The sequence below is a fragment of the Helicobacter monodelphidis genome (assembly GCF_003288845.1).
Classification (GTDB): domain Bacteria; phylum Campylobacterota; class Campylobacteria; order Campylobacterales; family Helicobacteraceae; genus NHYN01.
On sequence record NZ_NHYN01000002.1, the window covers coordinates 35,564 to 55,332 of the forward strand.

A 19,769-nucleotide genomic window follows, 5' to 3' on the forward strand; every position below is an offset into this window, starting at 1 on the left:
ATTGTCTGACCCCATTTATTTGGGATCTCGTTTCATCCAGGAAGTATTATTATAGATAAGCTTAGCTTTTACTCCCTTTAAAATAAATCTCTAATTCCAAAAACAAAGTTACCCTAAAATTCTCAAGAAAGATTGAAAAAGTGGTATTTTTTGTCTATAATTGCATACGAAATCAACTATCAAAAGGAGTTTAATCATGGCGACTAAAGTGCTGTGTCTACTAGAAGATTCTCAACTCTTTATCCAATCTTATATGGGTTACCTTAAGCAACAAAGCAAGGGAACACTTGAATATATGACTTTACCAATTGCCCCAGAAATGTTAGCAACAAAACCGCTAACAACTCTTGTCAGTGTATTAAAAAAGAAATTTGGTGACCCTGAACAAGATATTGATTATATTTTCAGCTTTAACTCCCATTATCGCTACATCAAACCCGGAACAATGCCTGATATTCCAATTGTAGAATTTGGGAATTCTATTTCTGGTCCAGATTATCGTAGTCGCCCATTCATGAATCAAAAAAAGCCATGTGCATGGGAAGATAAAGTGTTAAAGGTTGAGCCCGCATGGTTCAATCAAATCATTCCGCTTGCCAATATGAAAATGATTTATCAAATGCAAGATTCTTATCGCTATGCCTATTTACGTCAAGTTGTTGATGAATACAAAGCAAATCGCGGTGGCAATATCCAAAAAGATCCTGAATATGTTGTTTACCTGCCAGATTGGACAACACATATTGACAGTATTCTCAATAATGTTTATCGTTGCTTAGATTTCTGCTCTCAGCAAGACTGTCATTTTCATCTAGCCCTCACAAAACATCTCCTCAATGAAACTGATGACTTCTTTACAGCTCAATTTGGTATCAAGAAGGATTCTCTTAATTCAAGTATTAAGATTCTTAAAACAGAGTTGAGTCGATTCCAAGAATCCGACCCGAATTTACGTTGCACACTGGGAGCACTGGAAGATTTTCACACGACTTTTGTAGGTATGAATCCAAAGGTTGTATTCATTGACCCTAGCCATTCTGCGTGGCTAGAAGCACTATATATGATGAAATATAAAGGACTTGATTGCCATAAAGTTCGTTTGGTTTTCTCAATAGAGAAGAAATTTGCCCAAATTGAAAGCAAAATGTTTGACAAAAATCTACCTGATATTGAAAAATTCTTTAAAGATGGACTATTTCGTAAAGATGTACATTCTGTATTGGGCAATATTTCAACAACAACTGATAAATTTTATAGCTTCATCAACTATCACGACCGACCTTTAGAAGTTTTGGATTTGTCAGAAATTGCCTCAAAATTTCCAGCAAAAAATAAATAAGGTAATACAAATGGCTCAAAACACACATGCAACATGGACTCCTAAAAGTTGGAGAAACTTTAAGATTCAGCAACAACCCACCTACCCAAATCAGACTTTACTACAAAATGTAGAAAAAGAACTCTCGGGCTACCCGCCACTTGTTTTTGCTGGTGAGGTACGTTCTCTTAAACAATGTCTTGCAAAGGCTACCAAAGGTGAGGCATTTTTGTTGCAAGGTGGAGATTGTGCGGAAAGTTTTAGTGAATTCAATGCGATTAATATCCGCGATATGTTCAAAGTTATTCTGCAAATGGCAGTTGTATTGACTTTTGCAGGAAAATGTCCAATCGTAAAAGTTGGACGTCTTGCAGGACAATTTGCCAAACCGCGCTCAAGCGATACTGAAACAATTAATGGTGTCACTTTACCTAGTTATCGCGGTGATAATATTAATAGCATTGATTTTAATAAAGAATCAAGAGAGCCCGACCCACAACGCATTCTCCATGCATATCACCAATCTGCCGCAACACTCAACCTATTGCGTGCGTTTGCACAAGGTGGTTTTGCAAATCTCGAGGAAGTGCAACGATGGAATTTAGATTTTACGGAAGCCCACAGTCAAGAAAAATATAAAAAAATCACACAACGCATTACAGAATCTCTCCGTTTTATGGATGCATGTGGAATTAATGCACAGACAATTCCACAGTTACGGGAAACAGACTTTTACACATCACATGAAGCCTTGTTGCTAAATTATGAGGAAGCATTGACACGCAAAGATAGCCTCACGGATGACTGGTATGATTGTTCTGCACACATGTTATGGATAGGCGAACGGACAAGAGGGCTTGATGAAGCACATTTAGAATTTTTAAGAGGGGTGAAGAATCCGTTGGGTGTAAAGATTGGACCCAATGCGACACTTGATGAATTATGTGGTATTTGTGACATTTTAAATCCACAAAATGAGGAAGGGCGATTGAATTTTATTGTTCGTATGGGGGCAGATAAAATTCAGAAGAATTTTCCACCCCTTCTTGCAAAATTTACTCAAGAAGGACGCCATGTACTCTGGAGTATTGACCCTATGCATGGGAATACCATTAAGGCAACAAGTGGCTACAAAACGCGCCCATTTGATGCCATTTTAAGTGAAGTTAGTTCTTTTTTTGAAATTCATCAAGCACAAGGTAGTTATGCAGGAGGAATCCATCTTGAAATGACCGGACAAGATGTGACTGAATGTATGGGTGGTAGTCAACAAATTACAGAAGAAAATCTTTCTGACCGATACCATACACATTGCGACCCGCGTTTAAATGCCACACAAGCTTTAGAGCTTGCTTTTTTAATTTCAGATAAGATCAAAAAAGCACATGCATAAACCAGAATTTCATTCTAAGTTTTGTACCATACCCTTAGAGTGAATCGCCTCACCAAAGGTTTTTTATGCATATTATGTTGTTTCTTTTATGCTTAACCTTCCTACATGCAGAGGAAATTTTACTTTTGTCGCCTTACAAAAAGGATCGACTTCAAAATGCTTGGCATCGCTTTGTTATGAGTGAAAAATTTGATGGGGTACGTGCAATTTGGGATACCCGCACACTCAAAACGCGTAATGGCTACCTTATTACCACTCCATCTTGGTTTACAGAATCCCTGCCACCATTTCCACTTGATGGAGAATTGTGGCTTGATTATGGAAATTTTGAGGAAATATCCTCACTCATTCAATCAGCAAATCCTCAAGATTATCGATGGCGAAAAGTTCAATACCACATCTTTGAAATTCCGCATCAAAAAGGATATTTATCAGAAAGAATGCAAGTTCTTCAAGAATATCTAACACAAAACCCACATATTTCATTCATTCATCCCATTCAGCAAATTCCGATTGAATCAGAAGAGCGACTCAATCAATTTTTAGAATCCATTGTACAAAAAGGTGGCGAAGGCGTTGTTGTTCGAGAAGCATTTGCCCCCTTTAGCACAGGCAGAAATCCTTTAGCCATGAAGCTTAAAAATCACCTAGAATCCGAATGCACCCTCATCGGCTATGAAAAAAGCAAACAGCACAATACTCATCAAATTGCCTCATTAATTTGCAAAGAGGGTGAATTAGAATTTAAAATTGGGACAGGGCTAAAAAAATCTATGCGTGAAAATCCGCCACCTATTGGCAGTTTAATTGAGTATCGCTATTTTGGAAAAACAAAAAAAGGTAAACCAAAATTTGCATCTTTTCTGCGCATTAAAGAATTCAAGTAGATCGCTTACATTCCGGTTAAATAATTTATGATATAATACAGCCCAAAAATAAGAACGCTTAAGGATTTACCCATCGCAATGATTGTTGCCTATCAATATTTTACACTAGCTACTATCCTTTTATGCTTCATCGGTTGTGCCACGCCAAACGCACAGACTTTGAATCTCCACGAACTCAAATATATTCCTGCCAAAACAATACCACAATGTTCATATATGGACAAAGTTGAAATAGATACTCCCCTCCTTTCCAAAGAACTCTACACACTCAACCGACAAATTGCCATCATACAATACAGCAATTATCCAATAATGTTCAAAAATGCACAATGGACACAAAACCCTGCGTCTATGATTCAAACTGCTATACAAGATTCTTTGCATGCATGCCTACACACAACTCCAAAAAATCCGCAATACAGACTTTTAAGCATTGTCCCAGAAATGGGAATTATTCATCACACAGACAAAAAAGAGCAAAAAGCAATTTTTGCGATGGATTTTATTCTCTATGATATTCAAAAACAATCTACTATTTCCCGCTATAGTGCATTTGAAGAATGGGAGCTAAAAAATTTAGAGCAAGAAAAAGCAATCTACGCTCTTAACAAAACCCTCAATATTATCATTCAGAGAATGATTCAATATTATGATAACCTTATCCAAAAACAGGAATCTGCATGAAAATTTATGTCAGTGTAGGTGATATCAATGGCATTGGTTTAGAAATTTTATTGCGTTCCCACATTTCTTTACAAAAAAAATATCCCCATATTGAGTGGATTTATGGCGTAGATAAAGAAATTTTAGCGAAGGGAAAAGAGTTACTTAATATTAACATAGATATTGAATCTCTCCCATGTATTTCCATTGCCATGCAGAATTCACAACAATTATGGGAACAAACATTTAATACAGCACTCAGCAATTTTCTTCAACCAATGCCTATCCCCTGCATCCAACCTGCCACAATTTGTTCTAAATCTGGGCTTTATAGCCTTAAAAGTTTTTTACAAGGCGTTTTACTTGCACAAAAAAGAGAGATATCAGCCCTCATTACCCTCCCCATCCACAAACAAGCGTGGGCAGGTGCAGGAATTCATTATGCTGGACACACAGAATTGTTAAGATTTCTCTACCAACAATCTGTTATTATGATGCTAGGTTGTCCAAAATTATTTGTTGCATTATTTAGCGACCATATTCCTTTAAAGCAAGTTCCTGCCACCATTCAAAAGGATAAAATTGTCTACTTTCTCATTCAGCTTTGTTCCTGCCTAAAACATATGCGAAAATGTGGTGTACTGGGCTTGAATCCTCATGCTGGTGATGGTGGATTGCTTGGCGATGAAGACTTCATTATTCAAGAAGCAATTGCTGAAGCAAATGCACAATTAAAATGCAATATTTTTAGTGGTCCTCTTGTCCCAGATACAGCCTTTACTCCCTTTCAACGTCAACAATTTTCATATTTTGTTGCTTTTTATCATGATCAAGGTTTAATCCCACTCAAAACCCTATATTTTGATGAGAGCATTAATGTTTCTTTAGGATTGCCAATTATACGCGTTTCTGTTGATCATGGTGTTGCTTTTGATAAAGCTTACAAACAACAAGATATTTCTTGTAAAAGTTATGAGAATGCCATTCAAACAGCCATCTTGCTACAAGGACAATCATAATGGCAATTGATGAATCTTATCTTGCTGAAATGAATCAAAAATTAACACAAAGCAATAAAGAGTTGAATCAACAATTAGAAGAATTACAGCATATGCAAACACAGTGGAATATCCAAAAAGACGAGTTATTGCTACAAAAAAGTAAATTAGAGGAAGAGATAAAAACACTCAAAAGTGTAAAGTCAATTATCGAAGCAAACAACAAAGCATTACAAGAAAGATTAGAGGAATTAAAAATACAACTTTCAATCGCTGAAAAAGAAAAAACATTAGCACAAACAGAGACAACACAAAAAGAAACTCTTATTGCACATTTAACACACCATTTAGAAAAGTTAAGCGGTTCTGTTGATGAATTAGCTTCTATTTTAATCAATGAAGAGAAGCAAGAATCTCTACCGCAAGATAAACTCTCACATTCAGCTACCTTTTTGCAATCGATTGTTTTTCAAAATGATAAAGAGCTACTATTTGGTATTAATATTAAGGAAAATTTTTTACAACAAAGTAGTGCAAATACAATTAAATATTATTTATTTGCGTGTGAGTGCCATATTCATGAAGAATTTGAGATAAAATCTCTTAAACTTCAAAATAAAAAGCAACTTGCATTAGTTGGGGAAACATTTGCACAATTTGTGCGTCTCCATGCCCTAAACAAAAATGAAGAAATACAGGGTATTATTGAAATGTTAAGTGGAACAATGCTGGATTTGCCGATTTTAAAATTTTATGGAGACAAAAGCGTTAAACAGTATTTTACAGATTTTATGCAAGCCTGCATCCTACCCCAAAGCAATCTTACGCAACCAAAGGAGTAAAAAGTAAAATGTTAAAACGATTTTTTGAAGGTATATTATGGAATGCTAGATTATTCATCATCCTTGCTGTTATCCTCTCTATGCTTGGTGCAATTTTGCTATTTATCGTTGCAAGCATTGACATTGTGTTAGCTATCAAGCAAACATATTTATATTATACAGGAATGCTGGAAAAAGGGGCAGACATTCACAATATTTTGTTAAATACTATTATTATGGCGATTGACTTATACCTTATCGCTGTTGTCTTGCTTATTTTTGCGTTCGGCTTATATGAGCTTTTTATTTCAAAAATTGAAATGAAGGGGAGTGAGAATTCCAAAGTTTTAGAGATTCACACTTTAGACCAGCTCAAAGATAAGCTAGCAAAAGTAATTGTAATGGCACTTATTGTTGCCTTTTTTTCAAAAGTCTTGAATATGGGTATGAAGCAACCCTTAGATATGTTATTTTTTGCTATCTCTATCTTATCGCTTGCATTGTCTCTATATTTTTTACATAAAGATTCCAAACATTAGGAGAGAAAAATGATTTTTATTGATGTATGTTTCAAGAAAAAAACACCTTACACGCCGATTTGGCTAATGCGACAAGCCGGACGCTACTTGAGTGAATACAAAATGACACGACAAAAAGCAAAAAACTTTCTTGGCTTATGCAAGAATCCTGAGTTAGCTAGTGAAGTTACACTCCAGCCTGTGGATATTTTAGGTGTTGATGCAGCAATTATTTTTAGCGATATCTTAGTAATTCCGATGGAAATGGGTATGGGACTTGGATTTTATGAGGGTGAGGGACCCAAATTTGACTCCACCATGCGTTGCAAAGAAGATTTAAGAAAACTTCAAACAGGAGCATTCAAACGTACACAATATGTGTATGATGCTCTAAAAATTACGCGTGAAAAGTTAGATTCTTCTAAAGCACTGATTGGCTTTTGCGGTTCACCATGGACACTCGCTACTTATATGATTGAGGGTGAGGGAAGTAAAACCTATACCCACTCCAAACGTCTACTTTACAAAGACCCATCAACACTACATACCCTATTAGAACAACTCACAGAGGAATTAAAGCAGTATCTAGAAATGCAGATTCATGCTGGAGCTAATGCTGTGATGGTTTTTGATTCTTGGGCGGCAGCATTGGAGAAGAGTGCATACTTTGAATTTAGCTGGGACTACATGAAACAAATCGCCACCTATCTTAAGGCGAAATATCCACATATTCCCATTATTCTATTTCCAAAAGGCATTGGGGCATACTTAGAATCCATTGATGGAGAATTTGATGTATTTGGTGTTGATTGGGGAACGCCGATGGAATCTGCAAAAAAGATTCTAGCAAACCGCTTTGTCTTACAAGGAAACTTAGAACCCGCAAGACTATACCAACATTCAAGTATGGTTGATGGCGTAGAAAAAATCTTTGAAGTAATGCAAGATACACCTTTTATTTTCAATTTGGGGCATGGTATGATGCCAGATTTGCCACGTGAATCTGCTATTGAGCTTGTAAAAATTGTACAACAAAAGAGAATATCATAATATGAAATCCATATTATTTGGACCTGTACATTCTAGACGATTTGGAATATCCTTAGGGGTGGATTTATCACCTGATTCCAAACAATGTAATTTTGACTGCCTTTATTGTGAATTGCAAAAAGCAAAGGGAATAGATACGATGAAATCAGTCATTGAGGTAGATTCTATTTTAGAAGCACTTAGACAAAATCTTAAAGCAAATCCACATTATGATGTCATTACCTTAACAGCAAATGGAGAACCTACACTTTACCCTCACTTGCTTACTCTCACAAAAGGGATTAAAGATTTATTAAAACCTCTTGAAAATCCCCCTAAATTACTCATCTTAAGCAACGGTTCTTTATTTTATAAACCAAAAATACAAGAAGCCTTAATGTATTGTGATTGGGTAAAGTTCTCATTAGATGCAGTGAGTCCAAAAATCTTTAAAAAAATTGATCGTGCCACACCTACAACAGATATTCAAAGTATTATTCAAGGCATTATTGATTTTGGAATAAAATTTCAAGGTGAATATATTGCTGAAGTACTTTTTATTAAAGGTGTCAACGACAGCGTAGAAGAAGTGCAAAAAATTGCGGATACACTCCATAAAATTTCCCCACATCGTGTTGATATTAGTACAATTGACCGTCCTCCTGCCTATGGGGTCAAACCCCTTAGCGAACAAGAAATTTTTCAACTCATACCCTATTTTAAAAACCTACCCCTTTTTGTTGCTAAGCGATCAAAAGCCAGCCCTATCATTTTAAATAAAGCTGAATTATTGCAGATACTCTCAAGGAGACCCCTCTCAATACAAGAAATAGGAAATGTTGAAAATCAACTACTATTAGAAGAAATGTTACAAAAAAATCTTTTAGAACAAATAAAAATTGGGGGTGTTACATTTTATAAAAAAAAGAATATATGACGATTTTCTCAGTGGTTTTTAAGAGGATTTTTTTTAAAATTATATAAAAATTTAAGGCTACCTCCAAATGTCAGAAAAACAATCATCAGCCCCCAAGAATACAGATTCTCAAGAAGAATTAAATGACGCAAAACAACATTCCAACATACAAAATGAAGAACCACAAGCACAGGATTCAAGAGAAACAATCCCCACCAATGAAAGCTTAGATGAACTTGAAGATAGAATTACACAAGAAGCAATGGAAGTCTTAGAGCCACCAACTGAAAAATTAACAACTGAACAACGTTTTACTAAAATTGCAATTGGACTTGGTGTAGCAGTTGCAATGGGAATTGTTGCCGCCCTACTTTCAAAATTTTATCTTGGTGCATCTTTTAAGGTTTCCGCATTAATTGGCATTATTTTGTTGCTTGTTACATTATGGACAAATAAAGCTTTACCTCTTGGTGTTGTTTCTTTATTGCCGATTATTTTATTTCCAAGCTTTGGGATTTTAGATACAGCGAGTGCTACAGCTAACTATGGAAACCCCATTATATTCCTATTCTTAGGTGGTTTTATGTTAGCCGCCGCGACTGAAAAAATTGACCTACATCGTGTCATTGCAAAAAAATTTTTAGGTTTATTTCCTGCAACACCAAAAGGAGTCATTTCAGCATTAGGTTTTGCCTCTGTTGTTCTTGGAACAACGCTTTCAAACTCAACAGTCGCTATTTTGCTCCTACCCATTGCACTTTCAATCACACAGGATTATTTCTTAAAGTTAAGATTCTTACTTGCTGTTGCATTTGGAGCAAGTATAAGTGGAATCAGCACCCCCATTGGAAGTCCATCAAACCTAATCTTTCTAGGTTTTTTGGAAAAACTTGGCTTTGAAGGTATTTCTTTTACAACATGGATTTTTATGATGGTGCCACTCACCGTTCTTATGCTGTATGCTATGATCTATCTTTTATCCTATAAAACCAAAGAACATTCCTTAGAAATTAATATGTTTGATAGTGTAGAAATCACTTTTGCACATAAACGATTACTCTGTTTTATTGGTGCTTTGCTTGTACTTTTACTTCTCAATTCTCCAATTAAACCTTTTTACAATGGGCTTGGTTTAAATGAGAATATTATTTTACTCGCATTTGGACTTTTAATGTTTGTGCCTAAGGTAGGTTTTCTGGATTGGGATGATTCTAAATCTATCCCCTATGAACTCATTTTTTTGTTTGGTGCTGGTTTTTGTATTGCAACCGCATTCACGCAATCAGAACTAGGTGGTGCATTTGAAGGATTCTTTAAACAATTCTCTGGGTTACCTTTCCTTATTTTCTTATTTTTAGCTTGTATTTCTGCGATTATTGCAACAGGGTTTTTAAGCACGACTGCCCTCATTGCCATTCTCTTACCCATCGTCTACACCGCAACACAATCATTCTTAGCCAACAAGGAACCTACAATCGTAATGCTCGCTATCACAATTTGTGCAAGTTTCTCCTTTATGATACCCATCAGTACACCCCCAAATGCAATTGTATTTGAAAAGGGCAACATTAAAGCATGGGATATGATTCGTTTTGGAGCAATTTTAAGTATAGTAGGAATTTTTGCCGTCACCTTGTTTGCATTTGCTTATTGGCGGTGGTTTATATAATGGAAGTTCTAAACTTATTACTTATTTTTTCCATCAGCTTTGTTGGTGCCTTGACTCCAGGTCCTGATTTACTATTTATTTTAAGAAACACTCTGCTGTATGGTGCAAAAAAAGGGTTTTTTAGTTGGCTCGGGATTTTTGTCGCCTCATCAATCTATTTATTTATTGCTTATCAAGGCTTATTGCATTTCTTGCAATCACCTTTAGTGCAAATGGGTATTGGGATTCTGGGTGGATTCTATCTACTCTACATTTCTTACCAACTCCTCCAAACAACAAATACGATTGATTTATCTACACATCAAAATTCGACCATTCCTCCATCAAAAACCTGTTTCATTAAGGGTTTCATAATTAATATTTCTAATCCAAAATTTATTATTTTTGTCATCTCCATCCTTGTTCCCACCATTGGAGATATGCTAGAAATCGGCTTAATTGTTTTTATTATTAGCTCTGCTTTAGCATTTTGGCTAGTCATTCTTGTTGCTTCATTTTTTAGAAAAATCATCACAAACCATTTATTTAATTGGATTGATAAAATTTGTGGTGTTCTATTTATTATTTTTGCCCTTTTGCTCTTTTATTCAAGCTACCTTAACTTGATCGCAACCCTTCCTCAAGACTCAAAACTTCCTAGCCATTTTTAATATTCTACCTGAAATGAGAGAACAATTTAAGCAAAATTTCGGTAAAATCCATACCTATTATATTTTTTCAAGAAGGGAAAATAAGACTATGGAAGTCAAACAGGCACGCAAACAATTAGACGGAAAAATAGACAAAATCACAAGCGAACAAATCTTGGAGCAGTTACAGGAAAATGGACAGAAAATATTATATCTTGATAAAGAAAATTCAGCTAAAGATATTAAAAAGTTTTGCGATATTTTTTCAAAAAAAGGCTTTAGTGTGCACTATCACGAAATTTATTATGGCTTAGATAGTGGAGATTTTCTCTACGAAGTTCACCTTATTCAAAATATATAATTATTTTCACAAGATGACAGGACAATCAATGAACCAACAAAAAGAGAGTGCATTTCAGAAGAAAGTGTTTATAGAAACAATGGGTTGTGCAATGAATGTTAAGGACACAGAACATATGCTTGCCGAGCTAGAATCTAAAGAAGGATATAAGCTTACCCAAAATGCAAAAGAAGCGGATTTAATTCTTATCAATACCTGCAGTGTACGCGAAAAGCCGGAACGAAAACTTTTCTCAGAAATTGGACAATACGACAAACTCAAAAAAAAGGGTGCAAAAATTGGTGTTTGTGGTTGCACTGCCAGTCATTTAGGTCAAGAAATTCTTACTAAAAGTAAAGCGGTTAGCTTTGTTTTAGGTGCAAGAAATGTCTCAAAAATTACTTCCATCATTCATCAAGAAGGTGCTGTGGAAGTTGATACGGATTATGATGATAGTCGCTATGTTTTTGCTTCAAATTCTTCACACTCAACACTCAAGGCAATGGTTAATATCTCCATTGGTTGCGATAAACAATGCACTTATTGTATTGTACCACATACAAGAGGGGAAGAAATCTCCATTCCTGCTGATATTATCTTAAAAGAAGTGCAAAAGGCGGTAGATGATGGTGCAATAGAGGTGCTGTTGTTAGGGCAAAATGTTAATAACTACGGACGTCGTTTTAGCACAGAACATACACCGATGAATTTTACGCAATTATTGCAAGAAATATCAAAAATTGATGGTTTAAAACGTATTCGCTTTACTTCACCTCACCCGCTACAAATGGATAATGCTTTTTTAGAAGAATTTGCGAACAATCCTAAAATCTGCAAAAGCATCCATATCCCTCTGCAAAGTGGTTCGGATAAGATTCTTAAATTAATGAAAAGGGGTTATACACAAGATTGGTATTTACAAAGAATTCGTAAATTAAGGGAGCTTATTCCTTCCGTTAGCATTGGCACAGACATTATCGTTGCATTTCCTTATGAGGAAGAAGCCGATTTTTTGGAGACAATGAGAGTATTAGAAGAGGTGCGTTTTGATACAATGTATAGCTTTATTTACTCTCCACGTCCACATACAGAAGCAAGTCGCTGGGGTATTCAAGTTAATGCAGAAGAAGCCCTTAATCGCTTAATACGACTACAAAACCGTCATAAGGAGATTTTGGAACAAAATAATGCACAAGAAATTGGTACAGTATGTGAAGTTTTATGGGAGAATATCCGTGAAGACGGATTCTTAGAAGGTAAAAGCGATCATGCAAAATTGGTTCGTGCACCTTTTAAAAATGGGCTAATTGGGAAAGTGGGCTATGCACAAATCCTTGATGCTCGCCGTGCATACTTAATAGGAGAAGCAATATAAAAAAGAAAATTTCAAGATTCTTCACACTATTGTTCGTGCCACCATTGGGGTATTTGCTGGTTAGGCTACTCTTTTTGCTGTGTAAAAAAGAAATATTAATCCATAAGGAGGTCTTTGAACTTGTCGATAAGCCTTTTATTGCCGCTTTTTGGCATGGGGAAATGCTGTTTCAACCCATTTTATACCAACACATACGTCAAAAACCTAAGGGCTATGTGATTAGCAGTCTACACTTTGATGGGGAAGTTGTCGTGCGTTTGATTAAATTTTTTAACTTAGAAACAATTCGTGGATCTACCTCAAGAGGTAGTGTACGTGTTTTCTTAAAAGCACTTAGAGCACTTAGAGAAGGAAAAGATATTGCTATTACCCCTGATGGTCCAACAGGCCCTTATCACAAAATCTCAAATGGCATTGTTGCTCTTTCACAAAAAAGTAATGTGCCGATTGTGATATTTAGATTCTTTGCACAACATTCTTGGCAGATGAAAAGTTGGGATCGCTTTTTAATCCCTAAACCCTTCTCTTCCTTTTCGTTAATCACATCAAAACCAATTTACATACAAGAATTAAGCGAAGAAGAAGCAACAATTTTTATTAAGCAAGAAATGGAATATCCATTTGAAACTTATTATAAATCTTATCAAGAATCTTATCATCAAACATAGGGGACAGAGATGAAAAATCAAAGCAATGGAAGGTTAATATGGGTTTATTAAGAAGTTTATTTGCGACAGCAATTGCTAGTGTACACCTTGACTTAAGGGATTGTCGCATTAAATTTGAAGTATTGAAAGGTGGGCAAGTTGTCTTTGAAGAAATCAAAACACTCCGTTCTTCACCTAATGAACTACCTATTGAAGCCGCACACTACCTTTCGCGTATGCGGAGACGATACCCTTTTACTTATATCGCTACCATCAGCCAAACTATCTATCAAGGTGCATTCTCTGCTATAGGGGATAGTGAATGTTCGCGTTTTGGTGTAAATCCAGCTGGAGTTAGGCGCGTGATTGTAGGTAAGCAATGGACAGCTTTTATTGATAAAGGTGCAATCATTGAAGAAAGAAATAATTTTTCTAAAGCCCCATCACTGGATTTCCTATACTCTCCTTTTCTGATTCTTTATAATTCCATTCGCTCAAGGCTTGATAATTCCAAAAAACTTTATCTCTTACAACAACAATCAACCATTACAATGATGATTATGGATACTTCGAAACTTTATTATGGTTGTATTCAACCATTAGAGGCTGTTAATTCAGCGGGACTTGAAGATGAGCTGGAAGATAATTCGATAGAAGCTATACAAGAAGAAGGCTTAGAAGAAATTGGAGAAATTGATAATCTTGATGAAATTGAAGGACCACAAGAATTTCAAGACACCTCACAGGATATGGAAATAAACTCCTTAGAGCAAGGCAAAAAAAGTCTTGAAGATTTTTCACGTGCTGTGAGTATTGTCAATAGCATCAAACAATCTTTAAATGAGTTTTATAATAATGATATGTACGAAAGTGATTTTGTCAGTGAAATTGTTTGTGTCGATCCACTACAAATGAGTCAAAAAGCTATTAGCTACATTAAAACCAATCTCATGATAGACCTTAGCATAATTTCTATTGATATGTGTGATGTCATTTCAGAAATAGTGCGTAGAGATTTAGCGGAGGTGTAAAGTATGTATAGTTTTATACGCCCAGAAAAGAAAAGTATATTCAGCAAATTAACAAAAATTTGGGGTTTTTATTGCATTTTGTCTGTCGGTATTGTGTCAGCTTATATTGCGTGGATTGAATCAGAAAAAATTTATATGCAATATCGCATTGAAGAAAGTGTTGCACAAAAACAAACCTATCAAGACCAGATTGCACAAGTGCAGGCACAACTAAAAGGTTCAAACTCTGATGTTCTCTTTGCTAAACGTATTGATACACAAAACAATAAGGTGGCTAAAAGCATTTCTAATCTTTTTGATTTAACACCTGACCAAATCACTTTAAGCAACATTGAAATGCATAAAGATATGTTAGTTCTTAAGGGTGTTACGCCCTCAAAAGAAATTTATAGCTTTTTGCTTGAAGCTCCACTAAGAGCAATTTTTCACGAGAGCCGTGTCGATTTCTACCCTCTATCAAGCGGGTGGTTTAATTTTGTTTCCGTAAGCAAAATGATTATTCTTGATATTGATGAGGAGGAAAAACAATGAATAGCTGGAAATCTATAGATTGGATATCAAATACAGCTTGGCTACTTTTTTATAGCGTTGGAATTCTGCTTTTTCTTTCTTTGTTTTGGTGGGATTACATCAATCAATATCGCACTATCAATGCAACTTATCGACGCGAAGAAGTCTTGGTGCAACAATTCTATCAAGAATACGCAAAAATTACTGCACAAAAAAAGGAATATGACCAACAAAATATGCAATTCATTGCAAAAATGAATAACTCTCTCTCAACATCTTCCTTGCAATCGCTAATGGGAAATTCTAAGGGCGTGAAAATTCAGTCAAAAGCTGCTAAGCAAAATGCTGACATCCTTGAATCTTCATTTAGCGTTTCTGGTACAGTCGCTTCAACAAAACAATTTCGAGATTTAATTAAATCTCTACAAAATAGTAATTATGCCTTAGAGATTAGCTTTCCTATTAAATTGCAATCTGTCAAGGGGGGATTAAAATATACCATCGGTATCAAAAGCTTTACAAAGAAGAATGCAACCCCAATGAGTGCGAATCCAGATAAAGCTGTAACACAAGGTGGAATAACCATTCCAGCCTCCGCTATCCCAAATTCTACACAATAAGGGGCATTAATGAATGAGAATTTTCAAAGAATTATTGCTGATTTTTTTACGCTATTACATCATCATGAAACACCGGAATACAATAAAGAGTGGTTGCATTCCCTACAACAAGAAGGGCTTGATTCCTATGCCATTTTACTTGTATGCAATAGACGCAATCAAGATATATTCTGTTCCTTAGAGGTAATCCACCATCTATGCGAAAAATTTAACACAACACCATTACCTGAAAATATCCGCACTCTACAGTGTTGCATTCTCCATATTCTTGCGACAAAACCATCACTAAAAGTTGTTGAAGAATTAACCAAAAGGTTAATATCTCTTAGAGAGTGCGGAGTTTTAGAATATGATGAAGAACAAAAAATGCGTTCTATACTCCACCAACTCCGCCCTAAACCCAAACAGATAGAATTAAACACTCCGCAAAAAAATGAAAATTTATTTAAAGAAAATATTGCAAAAATTCATCAATTATTATTGCAAAACACTAGAATTTTAGAAACTTATCACAGCAAACAAAAAGCTTTTGACATTCTTGAATCATTGCAAAATCAACATTTTTCTATCGGCGTTACAGGCGTAATGTCTTCTGGAAAAAGTACACTATTGAATGCAATTTTGCAAAAAGAGGTATTGGGTACTTCAGTCATTCCAGAGACAGCAAATTTAACTATCCTAAAGTATGGAGAACAAGAAAGCGGAAAGATTTATTTTTGGAATAAAGCAGAATGGGATAATATCCGAAAATCTGCGACATTTAATGACGGGATTGCTGCTTTCGTCCGGGAGAGTGAAGAAAAGTTTAAAGATCAATTGATGCTTGAAATTACAGAACAAGGCAAGGTAATGGATATCACCATCGATTCTTTGCAAACTTATACTTCCGCTAAAAATCCTCATAAATATTGCAATCTTGTTAAAAGTGTTGAGATTTTTACACCCTTAGAATTCTTAAAAAATGGTGTTGAGCTTGTTGATACGCCAGGTCTTGACGACCCACTAACACAAAGAGAAGAAATCACAAAAACTTATCTCACGCGTTGTGATGTGATTGTTCATTTAATGAATGCGGCACAAAGTGCAACACAGAAGGATATTGATTTTATCGTCGATGCACTAACCAACAAAAATGTATCGCGGTTTTTGGTTGTCTTAACGCATGTCGACACAATCAGTCATTCAGATTTACAAGCTGTCCTAGAGTACACACAAACAAGCATTCAGAATCGTTTACTTGAATTTCGTTCCACAGAAGGATTTGACCAAATTATTGAAAGGATCGAATTTATTCCAACGGCTGCTTATATGGCATTATTACATCGCACAAATCGTGCACAAGAGGCATTAGAAAAAGGTTACACTTTAGAGGATAGTGGGATTTTAAAACTAGAATCCATACTTAGAGAATTACTATTTGGTTCTGAATCTGAAAAAAGTCGCACCCTTCTGTATGGAAGTTGTCGCAAGATGATTGACTTATTTTCTTTGATTCAATCTGAAATTGAATTGAAAAAAAGTCTTATTCAAGAAGGTGCAGAAAGTTTGCAAAAACGTTTAAAAGCCCATCATGAACATGAACAAAATGCACAGTCTTTGGAGAAAAAAGTAAAACAATCCATATCAGAAAGCACAACAACCTTCATGCAACAATTTGAACAGCTAGGAAAAGCTGCAATATTTAAACTCAAAGAATATGAACAACTTTTAAAAAATCGCTTAATTGATGAAGTTAATTATGCAAATGCCCAAAACCACTCACTACAAGCCAATCATATCGAAAAAAACCTCATTATTGGTATTCAAGATGGCGTAACAGAAGCAAGACGAGATTTTTGCTATAAGTTAGAGAGATCGCTACATTTCTTTTTTCAAGAAATTCGTGAACTTTTTTATGCATTTGAAGAATTGGATAATCGTTTCATTGATGAGAAAATGGCTGATACACAAATATTATTACTCAAAAAATTTAAAGAACGTCCATTTATTGATCAAACCTCTATAATCCCACACTCTGCAGCACAACTTGCCCTAAAAAAACAAGGATCTGAATTAAAAAAAGAACTTGACCAGTTATTTATACTTGGCTTTGACGCTTTAAGCGAACGGACAGAAACTTGGATAAAAATATTAAATGATGAAATTCTTGAAGAATGCACACAAACTTTTGGAAATTTATATTCATTTGTCCATGAAAAAATCCGTAATGAAAAGGAAATTTTAGAGAATGCTTTAGAACAAAGAACAAATACAGAGACACAGGACAAAGAAAAAGATCTTCTACTGGAAGAGGAAGCACTTTTTGATATTTTAAATACATTTGAATCCATTTTAAAAGAGGTTTCATGACATTACTACAACAATTTACAACGCAATACATTCAAAAAAGTGAAGCACAAAAACAACAGAATACAATGGGTGGTGGCATTATTGGGGTAGCTGAAATTCTTCTTGATGAAAAGTTTTATCCATCAGACAATCTCAAAGAAGAATTTAAGAGGTTACACAAAAAAGCGAAAGAACCTATGCTTATTGCCGTTGTTGGGCAATTTTCCGCTGGAAAATCAACTTTTCTTAATGCCATCCTGAAAGGCGAGATTCTCCCCACAGGTGTAACTCCCATAACTTCAAAAGTCTGTCGCCTAAGCTATGACTATGATTTTAACCTAGAAGTTATTTATCAAAATGCTAATAGAGAATTACGAAGAGTAGAAGACATTTTTTCATTAGAAGATGAACCCTTAAAAATAATTCAGGAATTCCACCTCAAAGCCCCCATTCCAATATTGAAAGAAATTAGTTTTTTAGATACTCCTGGCTTTAACTCCCAAAGACAAAGCGATACAGATACAACAAATCGTATCTTGGAAAAAGTTGATGGCATCATTTGGCTAACTTTAATTGATAATGCAGGCAAACAAAGCGAACTAGAAATTTTGGAAAAATTTATGGGCCGCTATGCAAATAAGAGTTTATGCGTTTTAAATCAAAAGGATCGCCTTTCTTCTGAAGAAGAAATCCAAACCGCCATCAATTATGTTAAAGAACGTTTTAAGCAATTTTTTGCAGATGTTATTGCCATATCCTCTAAAGTAGCACTACAATCACAACAAAATCAAGAATCTCAATGCATACAAGAATCCCTCAAACATTTAGCACAACGTATTCAGCAGCTTAAAGCTAATGAATACTCACAAGAAAAGATAAAAGAACTCTGTATAGAGCAAGAAAGAGAAGTTGAAAAATTCCAAAAAATTGATACAGCACAGATTCAAGAACTTTACAAAAAATCTAATTTTGAATCTGTTATTACATTCATTCAAGAACAAATCCGTCCACAGGCTGAAGCCACAAAAGAATTCACAATTAGGCGGGAGATTCAAGGCATCATTGATATTTTTGAAGAGCAATATGAACATATTCAAGAAGCACATCAAGAATTACAAAATATTTTGCAACATCACCAAGAGGAGATTAATAATCTCTTAAAGCAACTAAAGGGTCGCTATAAAGAGGAACTTTCTGCCTTGGGGCAAGAATTTCATTATCATCTAGAAAGCATTACAGAAGTTTTATACACACACTTATTGCAAGGTTTGAAGAGTGTTTACACGGAAAAATCCGGAATATTGGGCAATAAAATCGTGAAAGAAGAGTTCAATATTGCTTATTTTGATAAAGATCGCATTAATGAAGAACTATTTTTAGGAGATTCTAAGAATATTAAATTCTTTAAAAAGTTTCCTATCAAACTTAAAAAAGCATCAATCCATATCCAAGAAGATTTTTTACAAACTTATAAAAAATTTGAAAAAGAGTTAAAACTTTGGCAAGAAAGTTGTGAGTTTCTTTATAAGCGACATCATTTAGCGTCTGATGAAAGTTATAACCAATTACGTCATTTTGCATTAAAAATCTATGAGGAGATTGCTCAAGATTGCTTAGCACTCATCTTGGAAATGAATGCTTATATCCAAACGGAAATAGAAGGTATCAATACACTTTTTAATGGTATCCATCTAAAGCTAACCGAACTTGTCATTTTAACAATTGAAAAACGTATGGAAGAATCTTTAACCCTCCATCTCTCTCAACCAAAAAGCTTCAAAATATACATTCCTACTTTTGTTGAAATCAAAACAATCGTGGAAGAATCTTTTAATATTGCTAGTTTTTTGCCCCGCATTGAGGGTGAAGAAACAACACTCGTACGCGTATACCAAAAAATGTTTATCCGCTATAAACAATTAATGGAAACAAAAATGCAAATCTTAAAGTCCAGGACTGCTCCAACCCTAGAAAGATTAAATGAAGTAAGGAACTTAAGAGAAAGAATTACCTTAACACATTTATAGGGTGTGGATTTACTTTTTTAATGTATAATCACCTCGCTACAAGCTAAAGG

Annotated in this window: 19 protein-coding genes; all 19 read left to right on the top strand. The window is 35.0% G+C overall.

Features of this window, described 5'->3' with window-relative positions; all coding sequences use genetic code 11:
- Positions 1 to 196: 196 nt before the first annotated feature.
- Complete coding sequence (locus CCZ01_RS01165) at positions 197 to 1,339, top strand: hypothetical protein (RefSeq protein WP_112051404.1); 1,143 nt, start codon at positions 197 to 199, stop codon at positions 1,337 to 1,339.
- A 10-nt stretch (positions 1,340 to 1,349) separates the two neighbouring features.
- Positions 1,350 to 2,711, top strand: a complete 1,362-nt coding sequence (locus CCZ01_RS01170; protein ID WP_112051405.1) for a class II 3-deoxy-7-phosphoheptulonate synthase — start codon at positions 1,350 to 1,352, stop codon at positions 2,709 to 2,711.
- A 74-nt stretch (positions 2,712 to 2,785) separates the two neighbouring features.
- Positions 2,786 to 3,598 carry a DNA ligase gene (locus CCZ01_RS01175; protein ID WP_181566267.1) on the top strand — a complete coding sequence of 271 codons (813 nt, stop codon included), beginning with the start codon at positions 2,786 to 2,788 and terminating at the stop codon, positions 3,596 to 3,598.
- Between the two features lie 78 nt (positions 3,599 to 3,676).
- Complete coding sequence (locus tag CCZ01_RS01180) at positions 3,677 to 4,282, top strand: hypothetical protein (protein ID WP_112051407.1); 606 nt, start codon at positions 3,677 to 3,679, stop codon at positions 4,280 to 4,282.
- Positions 4,279 to 5,280 (top strand): 4-hydroxythreonine-4-phosphate dehydrogenase, encoded by a 1,002-nt coding sequence (gene pdxA / locus CCZ01_RS01185; RefSeq protein ID WP_112051408.1) that lies wholly within the window; start codon positions 4,279 to 4,281, stop codon positions 5,278 to 5,280. Before CCZ01_RS01180 ends, pdxA begins: the two co-directional genes overlap by 4 nt.
- Positions 5,280 to 6,101 carry a hypothetical protein gene (locus CCZ01_RS01190; RefSeq protein WP_112051409.1) on the top strand — a complete coding sequence of 274 codons (822 nt, stop codon included), beginning with the start codon at positions 5,280 to 5,282 and terminating at the stop codon, positions 6,099 to 6,101. Before pdxA ends, CCZ01_RS01190 begins: the two co-directional genes overlap by 1 nt.
- An 8-nt stretch (positions 6,102 to 6,109) precedes the next feature.
- Entirely contained in the window at positions 6,110 to 6,619 is a 510-nt protein-coding gene (locus tag CCZ01_RS01195) for a YqhA family protein (protein WP_112051410.1), read from the top strand.
- A 9-nt stretch (positions 6,620 to 6,628) separates the two neighbouring features.
- A complete protein-coding gene (hemE, locus tag CCZ01_RS01200) occupies positions 6,629 to 7,648 on the top strand; it encodes a uroporphyrinogen decarboxylase (RefSeq protein ID WP_112051411.1) in 1,020 nt (339 codons plus the stop codon).
- A gap of 1 nt (position 7,649) precedes the next feature.
- Positions 7,650 to 8,564: a radical SAM protein gene (locus tag CCZ01_RS01205; protein WP_112051412.1), complete on the top strand. Its 915-nt coding sequence runs from the start codon at positions 7,650 to 7,652 to the stop codon at positions 8,562 to 8,564.
- A gap of 67 nt (positions 8,565 to 8,631) precedes the next feature.
- Complete coding sequence (locus CCZ01_RS01210) at positions 8,632 to 10,212, top strand: SLC13 family permease (RefSeq protein ID WP_458692851.1); 1,581 nt, start codon at positions 8,632 to 8,634, stop codon at positions 10,210 to 10,212.
- Positions 10,212 to 10,862, top strand: coding sequence for a LysE family translocator (locus CCZ01_RS01215; protein ID WP_181566268.1), 651 nt, complete (start codon positions 10,212 to 10,214; stop codon positions 10,860 to 10,862). Before CCZ01_RS01210 ends, CCZ01_RS01215 begins: the two co-directional genes overlap by 1 nt.
- 88 nt (positions 10,863 to 10,950) lie before the next feature.
- Positions 10,951 to 11,202 (top strand): HP0268 family nuclease, encoded by a 252-nt coding sequence (locus CCZ01_RS01220; RefSeq protein ID WP_112051414.1) that lies wholly within the window; start codon positions 10,951 to 10,953, stop codon positions 11,200 to 11,202.
- A 28-nt stretch (positions 11,203 to 11,230) separates the two neighbouring features.
- Positions 11,231 to 12,556, top strand: coding sequence for a tRNA (N6-isopentenyl adenosine(37)-C2)-methylthiotransferase MiaB (gene miaB, locus CCZ01_RS01225; protein ID WP_112051415.1), 1,326 nt, complete (start codon positions 11,231 to 11,233; stop codon positions 12,554 to 12,556).
- Positions 12,557 to 12,630: 74 nt separating this feature from the next.
- The gene (locus tag CCZ01_RS01230; protein WP_220106524.1) at positions 12,631 to 13,224 is read left to right on the top strand and encodes a lysophospholipid acyltransferase family protein; all 594 of its coding nucleotides are present in this window, start codon (positions 12,631 to 12,633) and stop codon (positions 13,222 to 13,224) included.
- A gap of 38 nt (positions 13,225 to 13,262) precedes the next feature.
- Complete coding sequence (locus CCZ01_RS01235) at positions 13,263 to 14,234, top strand: hypothetical protein (RefSeq protein ID WP_112051417.1); 972 nt, start codon at positions 13,263 to 13,265, stop codon at positions 14,232 to 14,234.
- Positions 14,235 to 14,237: 3 nt separating this feature from the next.
- Positions 14,238 to 14,765, top strand: a complete 528-nt coding sequence (locus CCZ01_RS01240; protein WP_112051418.1) for a hypothetical protein — start codon at positions 14,238 to 14,240, stop codon at positions 14,763 to 14,765.
- The gene (locus CCZ01_RS01245) at positions 14,762 to 15,364 is read left to right on the top strand and encodes a hypothetical protein (RefSeq protein WP_112051419.1); all 603 of its coding nucleotides are present in this window, start codon (positions 14,762 to 14,764) and stop codon (positions 15,362 to 15,364) included. Before CCZ01_RS01240 ends, CCZ01_RS01245 begins: the two co-directional genes overlap by 4 nt.
- A 9-nt stretch (positions 15,365 to 15,373) precedes the next feature.
- The gene (locus CCZ01_RS01250; RefSeq protein WP_112051420.1) at positions 15,374 to 17,713 is read left to right on the top strand and encodes a dynamin family protein; all 2,340 of its coding nucleotides are present in this window, start codon (positions 15,374 to 15,376) and stop codon (positions 17,711 to 17,713) included.
- Complete coding sequence (locus CCZ01_RS01255) at positions 17,710 to 19,719, top strand: dynamin family protein (protein WP_112051421.1); 2,010 nt, start codon at positions 17,710 to 17,712, stop codon at positions 19,717 to 19,719. The genes CCZ01_RS01250 and CCZ01_RS01255 overlap by 4 nt, the downstream gene beginning before the upstream one ends.
- The last annotated feature ends 50 nt before the right edge of the window (positions 19,720 to 19,769 follow it).